Origin of the sequence: Burkholderia sp. Bp9015 (genome assembly GCF_003853505.1) — a bacterium.
In the GTDB taxonomy this organism is placed as follows: domain Bacteria; phylum Pseudomonadota; class Gammaproteobacteria; order Burkholderiales; family Burkholderiaceae; genus Burkholderia.
Genome location: NZ_QTPZ01000004.1, coordinates 201,870 through 218,770 on the forward strand (window position 1 = coordinate 201,870; position 16,901 = coordinate 218,770).

Below are 16,901 nucleotides of genomic sequence, written 5' to 3' on the forward strand. Positions count from 1 at the left end.
GATGCGGGTTTCGTCCATGCAGCGCGGCGTCCTGCGCCGCTACGGCGCGGTGCCGGCGGCCGGGCTGTTCGCGGTGTGCTTCGTGCTGCCGCTCGCCGCGCTCGTCGGCGCCGCGTTCGACGGCGGCGGCCGTGCGTTCGCCGCGGTGTTCGGCGATCCGCTCGTCGCCGACGCGATCGTGCGCTCGCTGGCGCTCGCGATCGGCGCCGGCACGCTGTCGGTCGCCGTCGGCGTGCCGGTCGCGTTCGTGCTGGCCGGGCAGTCGCCGGCGCGGCGCCGCTGGTCGCTCGCGCTGCTCGGCGTGCCGCTTGCCTTCTCCGGCCTCGTGATCGCGTACGGCTTCATCCTCGTGTTCGGCCGCGCCGGCTTCGTGACGATGCTGCTGGCGTCGCTCGGCGCGGACCCGACCGTGGTCGGCGGCGCGATCTACACGATGCCGGGGCTCGCGTTCGCCTACGCGTACTACCTGATCCCGCGCGTCGCGCTGATGCTCTACCCGGCGCTCGCGAATCTCGACCGGCGGCCGCTCGAGGCGGCGCTGACGCTCGGCGCCCGGCCGTGGCGCGCGTGGTTCGACGTCGCGTGGCGCGAGCTGTGGCCGTCGATCGCGTCGGCGTGGTGCCTCGTCGGTGCGATCGCGCTCGGCACGTACGGCACGGCGCTCGCGCTGGCCGGCACGCAGGTCAACATCCTGCCGCTGCTGATGTACCTGAAGCTGTCCGACGGACAGACCGATTTCTCGCAGGCCGCCGTACTGTCGATCGTGCTGACGGCGCTTTGCACCTGCGTTCTTGCACTGGGGGAAGGACTTGCACGGCAACGACGTCATTGAATGGTCGGACGACACGCGCGGCGCGCTGGCGCAGCTCGCACAGCGACAGCGCGGCGCACGCCGGCACCGGATGCCGGTCGGCGTGATCGGGCCGCGCGACGCGACCGACGCGCAGCTCGCCGTCGCCGAGCGGATCGCGCACGCGATCGCGGCGACGGGCATCGCGATCGTCGGCGGCGGCAAGCAGGGCGTGATGGAGGCGGCCGCGCGCGGCGCGCGGGCCGCAGGCGGATGCGCGATCGGGCTGCTGCCCGAGGACGATGCGCGGGACGCGAATCCGTACCTGTCGGTCGTGCTGCCGACCGGGCTCGGCATCACGCGCAACGCGCTGATCGCTCGCGCGTCGCTGTGCCTGATCGCGGTCGGCGGCGGCCTCGGCACGCTGTCCGAAATCGCGCTGGGGCTGCAATGGGGCAAGCCGGTGTTCGCGATCTGCGACGCGCCGCAGGTGGCGGGTGTCGAGCGTTTCGACGAAGCGGATCCGCTCGTCGCGCAGGTTGCGCGATGGCTGTCCGGTTCGGCGTAGGTCGGCATCCCGGCTGACGGGAACACGCGGACGCGCGTGCGGATCGGCATGCGGCACATGTTCCGGGCGCGGCGCAGTACCTTCTCCAGCGATTCCGATACGGCTCTCGCGCGATGCGAGGGCCGTTTTTTTTTGCGGCCGGCGGGTGAAGAAGGCGGGGCGGTGCGGACGTTCCGGCGCGGGGCGTCGGCTGCGTGCCGGGCGCGCGCCGGCTTGAAATGGGGTGCGTGACGCGCCATATTGGCCGCGTACGCTGTTCTTCAACGATGCGAAAAAGGAAATCCGATGCGTCTGCTGCTTGCCCTCTTGCTGCCGTGGTTCCAGTTTTTCACGATCGGCCGCCCGATCGCCGGCGTGATCTGCCTGATCCTGCAGCTCACGATCATCGGCTGGCTGCCGGCCGCGATCTGGTCGGTGTATGCGCTGAGCCAGTACAAGACCGATCGCAAGATCGAGGCGGCGCTGCGCGAGCGGCGGTAAGCGGCGGCAGTTTCCCTCGACCGCTGCTTCCGGAGTTCAAGGGGCTCGATTCCTATTTCGGTAGAAATTTATATAATTCAGCTACGATGAACAGCATGATTTGTATAGATTTCTGCTGAAATGAACGCTTCCTGCACGATCCAGCTCCACGCCGATGGTATTTGGCACGACATCGGCGTCGTCACCCTTTTCGGCGAGCCTGACGAGGGCTGGCGCAGTCGTGCCTGTACGGGTTACGACGTCGAATGGATCGTTCGACATCAATTCGCCCGCGATGCGCACGCGATGGCATGCGGTTTTCCGGTCGATCTCGAGCCACTGGTGACGCCCCATTGGCCGACTTTCCTGATCGATTTGCTGCCGCAAGGCTTCGGCCGTCAGGAGTTGTTGCGCCGCCTCGATCTGCCGGAAACAGCCGAGGAGCGTGCCGACTGGCCGTTGCTGCTCGCGGGAGCCGGTAACTCGATCGGCAATCTGCGGATCAAGGAAGCCGCGCAGTGGCTCGCCGAGCGCCAGGGGCCGCGGCAAGGATTTACCGACGATGACGTTGTCGCACGCGGAGACGCATTCAGCGAATACCTTGCCGAACATGGATTCTTCGTCGCGGGCTCCTCGGGTGTGCAGGGCGAGTGGCCGAAGCTGCTGCTGACCCGTGCCGACGACGGACTGCTCTATCTCGATCACACGCTGCCCGATGCGCGCGCGGTCGCGCACTACATCGTCAAGTTCGGACGTGGCACGAACGAGCGTCTTGCACAAATCCTTCGTCACGAAGCGCCCTACATGGCATTGGCCCAGCGTCTTGGATTGCGCGTGCATGCGCCGCTGACGCTGCGCGATCGGTCGCTATTCATTCCGCGGTTCGATCGCGCGCGCGTTGGTGGCAGCGTTGTCCGGTTCGCTCAGGAAAGTATTGCGTCGCTGACCGGAAAAGCCGGCTTCGGCGTCGTGCCGAGTCACGACGAGGTGTGCGGGCATCTCGTGCGCCGATGCACGGATCCTCAAGCCGAGGTGGCCGAGTATCTGTGCCGCGACGTCGCGAATCTCGCGTTGGGGAACAAAGACAATCATGCACGGAACTCGGCATTGCAACGCGACTTCGATGGACGCGTTGCGTTGACGCCGCTTTACGACTTCGCACCGATGTATCTGCACCCCGACGGCATCGCACGGCGCATCCGCTGGGAAGGAAATGACGGTGGTCAGCCAGACTGGGCGCGGGTACTCGATGCGGTCGTCCGGTCGAGCGAGCCGCAGGCGGGGGAGGCGCATGCCGCGCTGGATCGCGACGCATTGCGGGCACGGCTGCACGCAATGGCGCCGCGCTTGCAGGAGATCGCCGATCGGGGTGTCGATCTCGGACTGGAGCACGATGTGCATGCTTTCCTGAAACCGGGCATCGAGCGGCTCGCCCGCGAACTGGATGCACTGCGCTAGGCGAGGGCGACACGATGGACAAACGCTATAACGCGATGTCGCTTCCCGATCAGCTCGCGTTGCGCCGGCAAGCGATCGAGGACGTTCTCGCGCATCCCGAGTGGTCGCTGCGCGAATCCGTGCGTCATCTGAAGCAGACGATGCGGCTGACGAGCGCCGAAATGGCGAAGCTCGCCGGTGTGTCGACAAAGACGATTCAGGATATCGAGCAGGGCCGCAGCGACGGGACGGTTCAGACGATGAACCGCATATTCGGCATGCTGGGATTGAAGCTCGGCGTCGTGCGGCGGGCGCCGCAATAACGCACGCGGAGGAAGAGGCAGCGGATCACGCATCCATCGGGCGATCGATGCGCGCCGCGCCCGGGCCGCGCGCGTGACGCGATCGCCCGGCCGGCGCGCTGCCTTTTACTTCACCGCGAACAGCGTCAGGTTCATGAAGATCTTGAACGCATAGCCGAGCGTGACGGCGCCGAGCACGCCGCCCGCCCACAGGACGACGAACCACATCCAGCCGCGCATCCGCGGCCGCGGCGCGTCGGGCCGGCGGGCGGCGGGATCAGTGGTGGTAGTAATGCTGGTCTTCATGGCGCACCTTGCCTCGGAATACCCAGTAACCCATCGTCGTGTAGGCGATGATGATCGGGAGGATAACCGCTGCGCCGACCAGCGTGAAGGTCTGGCTCGACCGCGGCGCCGCCGCTTCCCAGATCGTCATCGTCTGAGGAATCGCATACGGGAACATCGTGACGAGCAGGCCGACGTAGCCGAGCAGCACGAGTGCCAGCGCGAGCACGAACGGCGTCATGTCGTGCCGGTTGCGTACCGCGCGACGCATCCACACCGCGCACCCGGCGACCAGGAACGGCACCGGCAGCAGGCGCCAGAACAGCCCCGAATCGAACCAGCGCTGCGCGACCGCCGGATCCTGCAGCGGCGTCCACAGGCTGACGACCGCGATGAAGCCGAGCAGCACGACGGTCAGCGGCCACACGACGCGATGCAGGCGCCGCTGCAGGTCGCCTTCCGTCTTCGCGACGAGCCAGCAGCAGCCGAGCAGCGCGTACGTGACGATCAACCCGAGGCCCGTCAGCAGGCTGAACGGCGTGAGCCAGTCGAACGCGCCGCCGGCGTACACGCCGTCCTTCACGTCGATGCCCTGCAGGAACGCGCCGAGCGCGATCCCCTGGAACAGCGTCGCGCCGGCCGAGCCGCCGATGAACGCGAGATCCCACAGCTGCTTCGTGCGCCGCGCCTTCGCGCGGATCTCGAACGACACGCCGCGGAAGATCAGACACACCAGCATGAAGATCAGCGGCAGGTACAGCGCCGACAGCACCGTCGAATAGACGATCGGGAACACCGCGAACAGCCCGGCGCCGCCGAGCACGAGCCACGTCTCGTTGCCGTCCCACACGGGCGCGACGGTGTTCATCATCAGGTCGCGTTCCTTCTCGTCCGGGAAGAACGGGAAGACGATGCCGATGCCGAGGTCGAAGCCGTCGAGCACGACGTACATGAAGAGCCCCAATGCGATGATCGCGGCCCAGATTACGGTGACGTCCATAGGTTTTCTCGTTTGCGAAAGTGGGGGGCTCAGACGGTCTCGATCAGCTCGTCGACGGCCGACATCGGGCGGCGCGCGGTGTGATCGGGGCGCGTGTCGGGCTCGCCGTGCCGCGCGTCGTGCTTGACGTCGGGCAGCGCGGGGCCGGCCTTCATCAGCTTCAGCATGTAGTACACGCCGGTGCCGAACACGAGGAAGTAGACGATCACGAACGTCATCATCGACAGGCTGACCTGCTGCACCGACAGCGGCGACACGGCCTGCGCGGTGCGCATCACGCCATACACGACCCACGGCTGGCGGCCCGCTTCGGTCGTCACCCAGCCCGCGAGCAGCGACACGAAGCCGGTCGGGCCCATCACGAGCGCGAGGCGCTGGAACCACTTCGATTCATACAGGCTGCCGCGGCGGCGCAGCAGCCACGCGAGCGCGGCGAGGCCGATCATCGCGAAGCCGAGGCCGACCATGATCCGGAAGCTCCAGAACACGACCGTCGAGTTCGGACGATCCTCGGGGCGGAATTCCTTCAGTCCGCGGATCTCGCCGTCCCAGCTGTGCGTGAGGATCAGGCTGCCGAGGTGCGGCACCTGGACCGCGTAGCGGGTCGTTTCGGCCTTCATGTCCGGAATGCCGAACAGGTTGAGCGCCGTGCCGCCCTTTTCGGTTTCCCACAGCCCTTCGATCGCGGCGATCTTCGCGGGCTGGTGCTTCAGCGTGTTGATGCCGTGCTGGTCGCCGATCACGGCCTGCAGCGGCGCGAGCACCAGCAGCAGCCACAGCGCCATCGAGAACATCTTCTTCACGCCCTTGTCGCGGCGGCCCTTCAGCAGGTGCCACGCGCCCGTCGCCGCCACCACCAGCGCGGCGACGATGAACGCGGCGATCGCCATGTGGAACAGGCGGTACGGGAACGACGGGTTGAAGACGATCGCGAACCAGTCGGTCGGCACGATGCGGCCGTCGACGATCTCGAAACCCTGCGGCGTCTGCATCCAGCTGTTCGACGCGAGGATCCAGAACGTCGAGATCAGCGTGCCGATCGCGACCATCAGCGTCGCGCCGAAGTGCGCGCGCGGGCTGACGCGGTTCCAGCCGAACAGCATGATGCCGAGGAAGCCGGCTTCGAGGAAGAACGCCGTCATCACCTCGTACATCAGCAGCGGGCCGGTGACCGAGCCGGCGAAGCTCGAGAAGCCCGACCAGTTGGTGCCGAACTGATAGCTCATCACGACGCCGGAAACCACGCCCATCCCGAACGCGACCGCGAAGATCTTCGACCAGAACAGGCAGAGTGTCTTGTAGTACGGCTTGCCGGTCTTCAGCCAGCGATATTCGAGCACGGCGATGAAGCTGGCGAGGCCGATGCTCAGCGCCGGGAAGACGATGTGAAAGGAGACGGTGAACGCGAATTGCAGGCGGGCCAGATCGAGGGCCGAAAATGCGGTGTCCATACCAGTTGACCGAGGCTTGACGATACCCGCCGGCGGGGTGCCGGCGGACCCCGGCCGGAGGGGGCATCGGGGTTGGCTGGAGTATGTGCCGCGATGTTGCGCCGCGAAATGCGCCAACTCGTCGCAGATGTCCAGCCCGGCGCGCGCGGTTTCGAGATAAATCGTTGATTCGTATCAAGATCGCGGCGCGCGCCGCAGGCGGTCGTGGCGTGGCGGTCTGCCGCACGTGCGGCAATATGGCGCGTCGCATCACGGGAACGATGCGGCGTGCGCGAAGGTGCCGCGCGTTGGCACGCGCGGCCTATGCCGATGCCGATGCCTATGCCGGGTGTCCGGCCGCCGCCGCGTTGTTGACGATGCCGCGCCGGCGTGGACTGCGTCGCGTCGTGCCGGTTGTATCCGGATCGTGCACCGGCGGCGCCCGGTCACGTGGCTTTCGCCCGGCGCGAAGCATCGGCAAGCGCTGCGCGAATTGCGTACACTCTGAGTCTCGTTTCGGCAGGGCCGGGCGCATCGGTACCGGTCCGCGTTCACTCAGGGCACGAAGATGATCGATTTACGCAGCGATACCGTGACACGTCCGAGCCAGGCGATGCTGGCCGCGATGACTGCCGCCGAAGTCGGCGACGATGTATGGGGCGACGACCCGACCGTGCTGCGCCTGCAGGCGGTCGCGGCCGAGCGGGCCGGCAAGGAAGCCGGCCTGTTCTTCCCGAGCGGCACGCAGAGCAACCTCGCCGCGCTGATGGCCCATTGCGAACGCGGCGACGAATACATCGTCGGCCAGCTCGCGCACACCTACAAGTACGAAGGCGGCGGCGCGGCCGTGCTCGGCAGCATCCAGCCGCAGCCGATCGAGAACGCGCCCGACGGCACGCTGCCGCTCGCGAAGATCGCCGCGGCGATCAAGCCGCTCGACAATCACTTCGCCCGCACGCGCCTGCTCGCGCTCGAAAACACGATCGGCGGCCAGGTGTTGCCGGACGGCTATGTGCAGGAAGCCGTCGCGCTCGCGCGCAGCCGCGGGCTGGCCACGCACCTCGACGGCGCGCGCGCGTGCAATGCGGCCGTCGCGTCGGGCCGTCCGATCGCGGAACTGTGCGCGCCGTTCGATACCGTGTCGATCTGCTTCTCGAAAGGGCTCGGCGCGCCGGTCGGTTCGGTGCTGGTCGGCAATCGTGCGCTCGTCGAGCGCGCGCAGCGCTGGCGCAAGGTGCTGGGCGGCGGAATGCGGCAGTCGGGCATTCTCGCGGCGGCCTGCCTGTATGCGCTCGACCACAATGTCGAGCGGCTGGCCGACGATCACGCGAACGCCGCGCATCTCGCGGCAGGCCTCGCGCGCATCGAGCCGGTGAAGGTGCTGTCGCATGCGACGAACATGGTGTTCGCGCAATTCCCCGAAGCCGATTGCGCGCCGCTCGAGGCATGGCTCAAGGCGCGCGGGATCCTCACGCAGATGCTGTACGCGTCGCGCTTCGTCACGCACTGCGACGTGTCGCGCGCGGACATCGATACCTTCATCGATGCGGTCGGCGCGTATTTCGCGCAGCGGCGTACGTAAAGCCGAGTGCGCCGGCCGGCGGGGGCGCCGGCGCGTCGTGGCGCGAAGCAGGAGCAAGGAAGCGACGGGGGCGGCGATGCAGCCCGTCTGTCGATATCTGGCGTGCCGGCGGTTACGCTTGCCGGAGCATGTCGGCGGGCGGCGTGCCGTCGCGGAACAGTGTTTTCAGTTGCGTGCGCAGTTCGGCGCTGTCGGTGTGCTGGTGCACCGAGACCGCGTGTTGCACGGCGGCCTCCAGCAGTTCGTCGTCGGAGTCGGCGGAAATTGCGACCGAGCAATTCATCGCGCTGGGAAACTCGCGGCAATCGATATAGCGGCGGGGCATGATGTTCTCCTCACGGAAAAGGGAACGGCCGGATGTGCGTGATCGGCCGCGCGGCGCGTTCGCGGGGCCGATGGAAAAAGTATAGGCGGCGCGGCGGCGTTTCTCTTGGCCACGCATGCCGCGCGACGTGCCGCGCCGGCGGTGTCGATCACCCGTTCGTCACGGCAGCGGCGCGAGCAACCGGCGCGCCGCTTCGACCACCCGTGCGGACAGCGACGCCATCGTCGGCGATTGCACGGTCCATGCGTGCCAGTACAGCGTGATGTCGGTCGGATGCAGCGGCGCGAGATCGACGAGCCCCTGCGCGTCGAGCGGTGTGCCGCCGAGCAGCGGCTCCGGCACCATCGCGTAGCCGAGCCCGTGCCGCACCGCCGCGAAATGCGCGTGCGTGCCCGGCACGTAGTGGCACGGATACGCGCCTTCGGGCAACCCGAACTTCTCCTTCAGGAACGAGGACTGCAGCGTGTCGCGCCGCGAATACGCGACGACCGGCGCATGGCGCGCGCCCGTGCGGTTCAGGCCGCGCGGAAACCAGCGCAGCGCGAACGCGGCGGCCGCGAGCAGCCGGTAGCGCATCGTGCCGAGCGGCGTCGCGACGCAGCCGCGCATCGGCTTCGGCTCGGTCGTCACGCAGCCGACGGCCATCCCGCTTTCGAGCAGCGCGAACGTGTGGTCCTGGTCCTCGACGATCAGCTCGAACAGGATGCGCTCGCCCGCGAGCACCGACGTCAATGCGGGCAGGAACCAGGTGCCGAGGCTGTCGGAGTTCAGCGCGATCGTGACCGAGATCGGCGATTCGCGCTCGGTCGCGAGCGTGCTTTGCAGGTCGGCCTGCAGCAGCGCGACGCGGCGCAGGTGCTGCAGCACGCGCTGCCCGGCCGCCGTCGGCCGGCACGGCCGCGTGCGCAGCACGAGCGGCGCGCCGAGGCTCGCCTCCAGCGCGCGGACCCGCTGCGTGACGGCGGACGCGGTCACGTGCAGGCGCACGGCGGCCTGCTCGAAGCTGCCGGTATCGGCGACGGCCAGCAGCGCGGCGGCTTGCTTCGGATCGATCGTCAGAGACATGTCGACGCAATTCTTGTGAACGTAAGACGAGAACAGGCGGTAGTGTAAGGCAGCACGCGCGACGGACCGGATGCGGCGTGACGTCTCGCCGCGTGCAACGACGCCGGTGGCGCGCGTGTTTTGAACTACGCTGTATGAACGTGTGCGTCGCGAGCCGGCGCCACACGCGGTGCGGGTTGCACGACCCGCACCCTTCACCCGACCGACACGCCCAGCCGACGGAGCGACTTCGCGATGATCTTCCGGCAACTCTTCGACCCGCAATCGTCGACCTACACGTACCTGCTCGCCGACCGCCCATCGCGCGAAGCGTTGCTGATCGACCCGGTGTTCGAGCAGGTGCGCCGCGATGCGGCGCTGCTCGACGAGCTCGGGCTGCGGCTCGTCGCGACCGTCGATACGCACGTGCACGCCGATCACGTGACGGGTGCGTGGCTGCTGAAGCAGCGCACCGGCAGCGCGATCGCGATTTCGGCCGCGAGCGGCGCGCAGGGCGCCGACCGCTACCTGAACGACGGCGATCGCTGCGCATTCGGCCCGCGCTACCTGACCGTGCGCGCGACGCCGGGCCACACGAGCGGCTGCATCAGCCTCGTGCTCGACGATGAATCGATGGCGTTTACCGGCGACTGCCTGCTGATTCGCGGCACCGGCCGTACCGACTTCCAGCAGGGTGACCCGCGCGCGCTGTATCGCGCGGTGCACGGCCGGCTTTTCACGCTGCCGGCCGCATGCCTGCTGTATCCCGCGCACGACTATCGCGGGCTCACGGTCACGAGCGTCGGCGAGGAGCGGCGTTTCAATCCGCGCCTCGGCGGCGATCTCAGCGAGGACGATTTCGCGGGCTACATGCGCAACCTCGGGCTCGCGCATCCGCGCCAGATCGACGTCGCGGTGCCCGCGAACCTGCAGTGCGGACTCGCCGCGAATGCGCCCGACGTGCAGGCGGCGCCCGACTGGGCGCCGCTCGTCTATACGTTCGCCGGATTCTGGGAAATCGATCCGCAGTGGCTCGAGGATCACCTGCCGGCGGTGCAGGTCGTCGACGTGCGCGAGCCGGACGAATTCACCGGCCCGCTCGGCCACCTGCCGGGCGCGACGCCGATTCCGCTCGGCGAACTGGCCGCGCGCACCGGCGAACTCGCGCGCGACCGGCCGATCGTGACCGTGTGCCGCGCGGGCGGCCGCTCCGCGCAGGCGACCGTGATCCTGCTGAAGGCCGGCTTCGATGCCGTCGCGAACCTCGGCGGCGGGATGCTGCGCTGGCGCGGCGAAGGCCGCGTCGTGATGGATGGCCGGTCGTAGCGGCGCGATGCCGCGCAACGGAAAAAAAATGTTCGGCCCGGTGTCGATTCGGCCCGGCGCCGTTCGTCGTCAAGGTATCCGATCACGTGGCGCCGCATGACGCGGCGCCGAAACCCCGAGAGACCCGCGATGACGCCGACGCTTTACGCCCATCCCTTTTCGTCCTATTGCCAGAAGGTGCTGACCGCGCTGTACGAGAACGGCACGCCGTTCGACTATCGCGTGCTCGCGCACGACGATCCGAAGCCGATGCAGGAACTGGCCGCGCTGTGGCCGCTGAAGCGCTTCCCGGTGCTCGTCGACGCGGGCCGTACCGTGATCGAGGCGACGATCATCGTCGAGTATCTCGATCTCTACCACCCGGGCCCCGCGCGGCTGGTGCCCGACGACCGGCGCGCGGCGCTGGAAGTGCGGATGATGGATCGTTTCTTCGACAACTATGTCGCGACCCCGCAGCAGAAGGTCGTGTTCGATGCGTTGCGGCCGGAACACGAGCGCGATGCGCGGGGTGTCGCCGATGCGCGCGCGATGCTCGAAACGTCGTACGCATGGCTGGATCGCACGATGGCCGATCGCGAATGGGCGGCCGGCGACCGCTTCAGCCTCGCCGACTGCGGCGCGGCACCGTTCCTGTTCTACGCGGACTGGACGCACCGGATCGATCCGTCGTTCGCGAACGTGATCGCATATCGCCGGCGGCTGCTTGCGCGGCCGTCGTTCGCGCGTGCGGTCGACGAAGCGCGGCCGTATCGCTCGTTCTTCCCGCTCGGGGCGCCCGACCGCGACTGACGTGCGCGGCCGCCGTCGCCGCGGCGGCGACGATCCGGACGGCGGCGCGCGCCGGGCGCGATGCCGCCGCGCAGGGCCGGCAGCGTGTGCCCGGGCGTCGTGTCGACAGCAGCGGATGCATGGCGGCGCCGTCCCGTTACATCGCCGTATGCTTGACCGACTGCGCAAGCGTCAGCAGTTCGTCGAACTGCGTGATCAGCTCGAAGCACAGCAGGAACGCGAGCGTATAGGCCGGCGCGGGGAAGCGCCGGATCGCCTCCAGCACCTGCGGCGCGAAGCGCGATCGAATCGCATCGCGCGTCAGCAGCCACGCGAGCGCGATGCCGATCGCGGCACCGGCGATCAGGTCGGTGGGGTAGTGATAGCCGAGATACGCGCGCGGCACGCAGATGAACACGACCGCGTACAGCAGCGAGAACACGCCGGCGCGTCGCGCGATGATGAAGATGCCCGTCGCGATCGCCATCCACAGCATCGCGTGATCGCTCGGAAACGAACTCCAGGCCTGCAGCGTGGCCGCACGCAATTCCTCGGACGGGAAGTGCAGGTGCAGGTCGGGGTTGTAGATCGGCCGCACGCGGAACGGCAGGACTTTCGCGAGCAACCGGCCGAACGCGAGCGCGACGAGCCCGCTCGCGACCGTCGCGATGACCAGCTCGCGTTGCCGTTCGCGCTGCGGTCCCGGCTGGAACCACAGCCAGCACAGCACGGGGATCAGGACGAAGCCCTTGAACGTATAGAGGCCGGCGATCACGCGGATCGCATGATTCATCAGCGGTCCGAACGTAATGTGGGTGAGGAAGATCTGGATCGTGGTGTCGAAATTGTTCATGTTCTGCGACCCCGGCGGACACGCAGCACAGGACATGCGACCGGCAGGGATCAGGAAGCGCGCTCGCACCGGAGCGCAATGGGGGGCAAGTATGTCACCGGTAATTTCGAAGAAAATGGGAAAAAATACCGGGAATCCCCTGAGAAAACCTACTTTGCCGATGGGGCCGGATTCGGGAGGGCCGTGCGGTGCGGCCGTGAGAAATGATCCGATGATTGCGCGCGTGCGCCGGGCGCGGGCGAAAAAATAATCGGTTGAACTGCGCAATCCGGCGACGCGTTCCGAGTATTGCATCGGATGAACGAATGCCGGCTGTCTCTCGCACGAATCGGCCGTGCCGCGCGGGGCCGCACAGCACCGATCGAAAATAAAAGAAAAGGCGGGCAAGCCCTGCGGACCCGCCTGCCGTGCAATCGCACTGCCGAAAATCGACGGCGCCACGTGCGCACGGCCAGTGCCGGTGGCGACGTTGTCGGCGCCGGCGCGATCACCGCATGCCGGTCAAGTTGCGCGAGCAACGAACCGCCGAGCGCGGCGCCGCTCGTCATCCCGATGAACATGCCGAGAACAGCACCGCGTCGAGGCGGCTGCGCGTCGAACGACGCGACACGTGAGCCGCCAGCGCCGAGGCGCGCCGTCAGCCGCGCCGGATGCCTTCGGGCAGCGCGCTGATGCGGCGCACTTCGGGCGAGTCGAGCCACGCGCGGGACGTCGCGCAATCGACGAACATGTCGGTCGCATCGTCGCCCCAGAACAGGTCGCCATCGAGTTCGAAGGTCGGCACGCCGAACACGCTATGCGCGATCGCCTGATCGGTGTTCGCGCGCAGCGCGTCCTTCACCGCTTGCGCGTCGACGGCCGTCACGCCTTCCGGAAAGCCCACCGCCTCGCACAGCGCGGCGAAACCCTCTGGCGTCGATACGTCCTGGCCGTCGCGCCAGATGTGCCGGAAGATCCGCCGGATCGCATCGGGCGTGTTGCCCATCGCGATCGCGAGACGCAGCGGCCGGATCGGGTTGAACGGATGCGCGGGCGGCATCCGGAATGGAATGCCGAGCTTGTCCGCGCGGTACTGCGCGTGGCGATAGGTGAAGATGCGCTTTGCCGCGATCTCGGCCGGCGCTTTCTGGCCCCAGTGCGTGAGCACGGCGCCGAGCACGATCGGTTTCGGCTCGTAGGCGGCAGCCGGCGGCAACTCGTCGAACCGTTCCTGCTGCAGGTAGGCGAACGGCGAGACGAAATCGAAATACCAGGTGGCGGTGCGCGGGGCGTTCATCGTGGGGTTCCCTTGTGCGTGTCCGGACGGCAGTGGCATGTGCCGCGCCGGCGGGCGGCGCGCTGCATGCGGCAGCGGCCAGTGTCGCATGCGGCCGGCGTTTGCGCTGCCGCGTCGCCGGACGCGCGTGCCGGCTAGGGCTGCGCGGGTTCGTCCGCGGCCGCGGTGAAGCGCGCGAGACTGTCGCGCACGGCCTGCGCGTCGTAGCGCGCGCCGGCGCCACCGAGCGCGACGGTCGCCTTCTGCGCGAGCGGCAACAGCAGCGCGAGCGCCGCGGCCATCGCCGGCGCGGCGGCCAGCCGCGATTTCGGCCCGGACACCGTGAGCGCGCCGACGCAATCGCCGGCCGCGCCGAACACCGGCACGGACGCCGAAGCCGTCTCCGGGTCGCGCTCGCCGTACGACGCGGCCCACAACTGTTCGCGTATGTCGTTCCAGCGCGCATCGTGCGGGTCGGTGAACGCGAGCAGCACCTTCCCGGACGCTCCCTGGTGAACCGGAAACTCCTCGCCGACCCGGATCGACACGCGCACCGTGCGCGTGGGTTCGACACGATAGAGCACCGAGCGCATCTCGCCGTGGCGCACGTAGAACGACGCCGTTTCGCCGAGTTCGCGGCTCAGCGTCTCGAGCAGCGGCTCGACGACCGGGCCGACCCGGAACGAACGCTGGTACAGCGCGGCGAGCCGCAGCGGCTCGTGTCCGACCGCGTACTGGCCGTCGTCGAGCTTGCGCATGAAGCCGCCGTGCTCGAGCGCGGCGAGCAGGCGCAGGATCGTGCTCTTGTACAGCCCGGTGCGGCGCGACAGTTCCGCGAGCGACAGCCGGTCGTCGGTTTGCCCGAAGGCATGGAGGATCGCGAACGCGCGATCGAGGACGGCGACGCCGCTGGAGGCGTCGGCCGACGAGTCGGGGGCGGTGCCGGTGGGTTCTGCGGGGAGCGAGGTCGGAGGCACGGCTTGCAGGTCCTTGGGTGACGGTCGATCCACTATATCGTTCTGCCTGATAGAACACAAGTTCCAGAAAATCGCAATTTCACGGGTATACCCCGCTTACAGCCGATTCGACGTGCCTCTAAAGTTCCGTCAAACAGAACGATGTTCTTTTAGATAGAACTATGAGGTGTCGAATGAGCGTTTCCGGGTATCCAGAGGTGCTGGTCAGCGAGGTCGGGCCGCGAGACGGCCTGCAGAGCATCAAGGCCGTGATGCAGACGGCCGACAAGCGGCGCTGGATCACCGCACTCGCCGCGGCCGGCCTGCGCGAGATCGAGGTCGGGTCGTTCGTGCCCGCGCGGCTGTTGCCGCAGATGGCCGACGTGCGGGAAGTCGTCGCGCATGCGCTGGCGATTCCCGGGCTGCACGTCGCCGCGCTCGCGCCGAACCTGCGCGGCGCCGAAAGCGCGTTCGAGGCGGGCGTCCACAAGCTGACGTTGCCGGTCTCGGTGACCGAGGCGCACTCGCTGGCGAACATCCGCAAGACGCCGGCGCAGATGATCGACGAGGTGCGCGCGATCGTCGCGCTGCGCGACGCGCGGTTTCCGTCGGTGCAGATCGAGGCCGGCGTGTCGGTCGCGTTCGGCTGCACGATCGCCGGCGCTGTCTCCGACGACGAGACGATCGCGATGGCGGTCGCGATGGCCGAATGCGGGGTCGACGAGATCGGTCTGTCCGATACGAGCGGCTATGCGAATCCGGTGCAGGTGCGCCGGCTGTTCACGCGCCTGCAACGCGAAGTCGGCGACAAGGCGGGCGGCGCGCACTTCCACAACACCCGGGGGCAGGGGCTCGCCAACGTCGTCGCGGCGCTCGACGCTGGCGTGACGACGATCGACGCGAGCCAGGGCGGTCTTGGCGGCTGCCCGTATGCACCGGGCGCGACCGGCAACATCGTCACGGAGGATCTCGTGTTCCTGCTGGAGTCGATGGGGATCGACACGGGCATCGACGCCGATGCGCTGCTCGCCGCGCGCGCAATCCTGCACGCGGCGCTGCCTGCCGAGCCGCTGTACGGCCACGTGCCGGACGCGGGGCTGCCGAAGGGATTCCGTTACGCGGACGGCCGTGCGCCGTCGGCGGCCCAGCCGGAAGGTTGCCTGACGGGAGTCGCGCAATGAACGATCGCCAACCGGCTGCGGCGCTGCCGTACGAAGGCGTGCGCGTGATCGAGATGACGCACATGGTGATGGGCCCGACCTGCGGCATGCTGCTCGCCGATCTCGGCGCGGAAGTCATCAAGATCGAACCGATCGCGGGCGACAGCACGCGTGCGCTGCGCGGTTCCGGCGCGGGCTTCTTCGGGATGTTCAACCGCAACAAGAAGAGCCTCGCGGTCGACGTGAAGGATCCGCGCGGGCTCGAGATCGTGCGGCGGCTCGTCGCGACGGCGGACGTGTTCAGCGAGAACTTCAAGAGCGGCACGATGGATCGGCTCGGGCTCGGCCATGCCGCGTTGTCCGCGCTGAATCCGCGCCTGGTGTACGTGTCGCACAAGGGTTTCCTGCCGGGGCCGTACGAACATCGCACCGCGCTCGACGAAGTGGTGCAGATGATGGGCGGTCTCGCGTACATGACGGGCCCCGAAGGCCGGCCGTTGCGTGCGGGCTCGAGCGTGAACGACATCATGGGCGGGATGTTCGGCGCGATCGGCGCGATGGCCGCGCTCGCGCAGCGCGAACGCACCGGCCGCGGCCAGCAGGTGCAGAGTTCGCTGTTCGAGAACAACGTGTTCCTCGTCGCGCAGCACATGATGCAGTTCGCGGTGACGGGGCAGGCCGCGTCGCCGATGCCGAGCCGCATTTCCGCGTGGGCGGTCTATGACGTGTTTTCGGTGAAGGATGGCGAGCAGATCTTTCTCGCGGTCGTATCGGACACGCAATGGGCGCTGTTCTGCGATGCATTCGGCCTTGCCGCGCTGAAGGACGATGCGCGTCTTGCAACCAACAACTTGCGCGTGCAGGCCCGCGAGTGGCTGCTGCCCGAACTGCGTGCGCGGCTCGCCGCGCATTCGGCCGCGGAGATCGGCGCGATCTTCGAATCGATCGGCCTGCCGTATGCGCCGATCACGAAGCCGCAGGACCTGTTCGACGATCCGCATCTGCTCGCGACGGGCGGGCTCGAAGCCGTGACGCTGCCGGCCGACGCGAGCAGCGCCGGCCGGCCGGTCGACACGCGCACCGCGCTGCTGCCGCTCACGCTCGCGGGCGAGCGCCTGCGGCTGCGCGCAGCGCCGCCCGCGCTCGGTCAGGACACGTGCGCGTTGCTCGGCGAGCTCGGCTATACGCCGGACGAGGCCCGGGCGCTGATCGCTGCCGGCGTCGTCGCCGGGTCGCACGGACATGGTGCGGACGTCCAACCGCCGGGCGTGGCGGCCGATGTGCCTTCGGCGAACGAAGTGGCGAGCGCGTAGCGCCGCCGCGATCCATCGAACGAACAACAGGCGTCGTGCCCGTGCGAT

General features: G+C 68.3%; 18 protein-coding genes and 1 pseudogene. 10 read left to right on the top strand and 9 right to left on the bottom strand.

All coding sequences use genetic code 11. The features are described 5' to 3' along the window. Window position 1 precedes the first annotated feature (1 nt). The 5 genes from DIE12_RS06940 (at window position 2) to DIE12_RS06960 (ending at window position 3,577) form a co-directional block, all read left to right on the top strand. The gene (locus tag DIE12_RS06940) at window positions 2-832 is read left to right on the top strand and encodes an ABC transporter permease (RefSeq protein WP_124486087.1); all 831 of its coding nucleotides are present in this window, start codon (window positions 2-4) and stop codon (window positions 830-832) included. 70 nt (window positions 833-902) lie between these two features. Further along, window positions 903-1,358: a TIGR00725 family protein gene (locus DIE12_RS06945; RefSeq protein WP_124486164.1), complete on the top strand. Its 456-nt coding sequence runs from the start codon at window positions 903-905 to the stop codon at window positions 1,356-1,358. A gap of 285 nt (window positions 1,359-1,643) precedes the next feature. After that, window positions 1,644-1,838: a YqaE/Pmp3 family membrane protein gene (locus tag DIE12_RS06950; protein WP_044848494.1), complete on the top strand. Its 195-nt coding sequence runs from the start codon at window positions 1,644-1,646 to the stop codon at window positions 1,836-1,838. Between the two features lie 120 nt (window positions 1,839-1,958). Next, window positions 1,959-3,275: a type II toxin-antitoxin system HipA family toxin gene (locus tag DIE12_RS06955; RefSeq protein ID WP_124486088.1), complete on the top strand. Its 1,317-nt coding sequence runs from the start codon at window positions 1,959-1,961 to the stop codon at window positions 3,273-3,275. Window positions 3,276-3,289: 14 nt separating this feature from the next. Then, window positions 3,290-3,577 (top strand): helix-turn-helix domain-containing protein, encoded by a 288-nt coding sequence (locus tag DIE12_RS06960; protein WP_044848495.1) that lies wholly within the window; start codon window positions 3,290-3,292, stop codon window positions 3,575-3,577. 105 nt (window positions 3,578-3,682) lie between these two features. Here the strand turns inward: DIE12_RS06960 and DIE12_RS06965 are convergent, their stop codons facing one another. The 3 genes from DIE12_RS06965 to DIE12_RS06975 are packed head-to-tail and all read right to left on the bottom strand — an operon-like array spanning window position 3,683 to window position 6,292. Then, window positions 3,683-3,862 carry a hypothetical protein gene (locus tag DIE12_RS06965; RefSeq protein ID WP_044848496.1) on the bottom strand — a complete coding sequence of 60 codons (180 nt, stop codon included), beginning with the start codon at window positions 3,860-3,862 and terminating at the stop codon, window positions 3,683-3,685. Continuing rightward, window positions 3,834-4,841: a cytochrome d ubiquinol oxidase subunit II gene (gene cydB / locus DIE12_RS06970; RefSeq protein ID WP_124486089.1), complete on the bottom strand. Its 1,008-nt coding sequence runs from the start codon at window positions 4,839-4,841 to the stop codon at window positions 3,834-3,836. Before cydB ends, DIE12_RS06965 begins: the two co-directional genes overlap by 29 nt. A gap of 29 nt (window positions 4,842-4,870) precedes the next feature. Beyond that, window positions 4,871-6,292, bottom strand: a complete 1,422-nt coding sequence (locus DIE12_RS06975) for a cytochrome ubiquinol oxidase subunit I (protein ID WP_124486090.1) — start codon at window positions 6,290-6,292, stop codon at window positions 4,871-4,873. Between the two features lie 547 nt (window positions 6,293-6,839). Between DIE12_RS06975 and ltaE the strand changes: the two genes are divergently transcribed. Next, window positions 6,840-7,853 carry a low-specificity L-threonine aldolase gene (ltaE, locus tag DIE12_RS06980; RefSeq protein WP_124486091.1) on the top strand — a complete coding sequence of 338 codons (1,014 nt, stop codon included), beginning with the start codon at window positions 6,840-6,842 and terminating at the stop codon, window positions 7,851-7,853. Between the two features lie 112 nt (window positions 7,854-7,965). Here the strand turns inward: ltaE and DIE12_RS06985 are convergent, their stop codons facing one another. Together DIE12_RS06985 and DIE12_RS06990 are read right to left on the bottom strand one after the other, a co-directional pair. Beyond that, entirely contained in the window at window positions 7,966-8,178 is a 213-nt protein-coding gene (locus DIE12_RS06985) for a DUF1059 domain-containing protein (protein WP_044848500.1), read from the bottom strand. A 159-nt stretch (window positions 8,179-8,337) separates the two neighbouring features. Beyond that, window positions 8,338-9,243 (bottom strand): HTH-type transcriptional regulator ArgP, encoded by a 906-nt coding sequence (locus tag DIE12_RS06990; RefSeq protein WP_124486092.1) that lies wholly within the window; start codon window positions 9,241-9,243, stop codon window positions 8,338-8,340. A gap of 234 nt (window positions 9,244-9,477) precedes the next feature. On the opposite strand from DIE12_RS06990, the gene DIE12_RS06995 reads away from it, so the two are divergent. Next, window positions 9,478-10,548, top strand: a complete 1,071-nt coding sequence (locus tag DIE12_RS06995) for an MBL fold metallo-hydrolase (RefSeq protein WP_124486093.1) — start codon at window positions 9,478-9,480, stop codon at window positions 10,546-10,548. 129 nt (window positions 10,549-10,677) lie between these two features. After that, window positions 10,678-11,337: a glutathione S-transferase family protein gene (locus DIE12_RS07000; RefSeq protein ID WP_124486094.1), complete on the top strand. Its 660-nt coding sequence runs from the start codon at window positions 10,678-10,680 to the stop codon at window positions 11,335-11,337. Between the two features lie 136 nt (window positions 11,338-11,473). On the opposite strand, the gene DIE12_RS07005 is transcribed toward DIE12_RS07000, so the two are convergent. The 4 genes and pseudogenes from DIE12_RS07005 to DIE12_RS07020 form a co-directional block, all read right to left on the bottom strand. Beyond that, window positions 11,474-12,169, bottom strand: coding sequence for a phosphatase PAP2 family protein (locus DIE12_RS07005; protein WP_044848504.1), 696 nt, complete (start codon window positions 12,167-12,169; stop codon window positions 11,474-11,476). Window positions 12,170-12,600: 431 nt separating this feature from the next. Then, window positions 12,601-12,767 (bottom strand): annotated as a pseudogene (locus tag DIE12_RS39020) (MFS transporter); the annotation flags it as partial. A gap of 39 nt (window positions 12,768-12,806) precedes the next feature. After that, the gene (locus DIE12_RS07015) at window positions 12,807-13,445 is read right to left on the bottom strand and encodes a 2-hydroxychromene-2-carboxylate isomerase (RefSeq protein WP_044848505.1); all 639 of its coding nucleotides are present in this window, start codon (window positions 13,443-13,445) and stop codon (window positions 12,807-12,809) included. A 134-nt stretch (window positions 13,446-13,579) separates the two neighbouring features. After that, the gene (locus DIE12_RS07020) at window positions 13,580-14,401 is read right to left on the bottom strand and encodes an IclR family transcriptional regulator (RefSeq protein ID WP_124486095.1); all 822 of its coding nucleotides are present in this window, start codon (window positions 14,399-14,401) and stop codon (window positions 13,580-13,582) included. Between the two features lie 173 nt (window positions 14,402-14,574). On the opposite strand from DIE12_RS07020, the gene DIE12_RS07025 reads away from it, so the two are divergent. After that, window positions 14,575-15,561 carry a hydroxymethylglutaryl-CoA lyase gene (locus tag DIE12_RS07025; RefSeq protein ID WP_124486096.1) on the top strand — a complete coding sequence of 329 codons (987 nt, stop codon included), beginning with the start codon at window positions 14,575-14,577 and terminating at the stop codon, window positions 15,559-15,561. After that, window positions 15,558-16,853: a CaiB/BaiF CoA-transferase family protein gene (locus DIE12_RS07030; protein WP_124486097.1), complete on the top strand. Its 1,296-nt coding sequence runs from the start codon at window positions 15,558-15,560 to the stop codon at window positions 16,851-16,853. The genes DIE12_RS07025 and DIE12_RS07030 overlap by 4 nt, the downstream gene beginning before the upstream one ends. Window positions 16,854-16,901: the final 48 nt, after the last annotated feature.

Coding starts and splice junctions, on each gene's coding strand:
- DIE12_RS06940 (WP_124486087.1), top strand. CDS start 2: ATGCGGGTTTCGTCCATGCAGCGCGGCGTCCTGCGCCGCTACGGCGCG.
- DIE12_RS06945 (WP_124486164.1), top strand. CDS start 903: ATGCCGGTCGGCGTGATCGGGCCGCGCGACGCGACCGACGCGCAGCTC.
- DIE12_RS06950 (WP_044848494.1), top strand. CDS start 1,644: ATGCGTCTGCTGCTTGCCCTCTTGCTGCCGTGGTTCCAGTTTTTCACG.
- DIE12_RS06955 (WP_124486088.1), top strand. CDS start 1,959: ATGAACGCTTCCTGCACGATCCAGCTCCACGCCGATGGTATTTGGCAC.
- DIE12_RS06960 (WP_044848495.1), top strand. CDS start 3,290: ATGGACAAACGCTATAACGCGATGTCGCTTCCCGATCAGCTCGCGTTG.
- DIE12_RS06965 (WP_044848496.1), bottom strand. CDS start 3,862: ATGAAGACCAGCATTACTACCACCACTGATCCCGCCGCCCGCCGGCCC.
- cydB (WP_124486089.1), bottom strand. CDS start 4,841: ATGGACGTCACCGTAATCTGGGCCGCGATCATCGCATTGGGGCTCTTC.
- DIE12_RS06975 (WP_124486090.1), bottom strand. CDS start 6,292: ATGGACACCGCATTTTCGGCCCTCGATCTGGCCCGCCTGCAATTCGCG.
- ltaE (WP_124486091.1), top strand. CDS start 6,840: ATGATCGATTTACGCAGCGATACCGTGACACGTCCGAGCCAGGCGATG.
- DIE12_RS06985 (WP_044848500.1), bottom strand. CDS start 8,178: ATGCCCCGCCGCTATATCGATTGCCGCGAGTTTCCCAGCGCGATGAAT.
- DIE12_RS06990 (WP_124486092.1), bottom strand. CDS start 9,243: ATGTCTCTGACGATCGATCCGAAGCAAGCCGCCGCGCTGCTGGCCGTC.
- DIE12_RS06995 (WP_124486093.1), top strand. CDS start 9,478: ATGATCTTCCGGCAACTCTTCGACCCGCAATCGTCGACCTACACGTAC.
- DIE12_RS07000 (WP_124486094.1), top strand. CDS start 10,678: ATGACGCCGACGCTTTACGCCCATCCCTTTTCGTCCTATTGCCAGAAG.
- DIE12_RS07005 (WP_044848504.1), bottom strand. CDS start 12,169: ATGAACAATTTCGACACCACGATCCAGATCTTCCTCACCCACATTACG.
- DIE12_RS07015 (WP_044848505.1), bottom strand. CDS start 13,445: ATGAACGCCCCGCGCACCGCCACCTGGTATTTCGATTTCGTCTCGCCG.
- DIE12_RS07025 (WP_124486096.1), top strand. CDS start 14,575: ATGAGCGTTTCCGGGTATCCAGAGGTGCTGGTCAGCGAGGTCGGGCCG.
- DIE12_RS07030 (WP_124486097.1), top strand. CDS start 15,558: ATGAACGATCGCCAACCGGCTGCGGCGCTGCCGTACGAAGGCGTGCGC.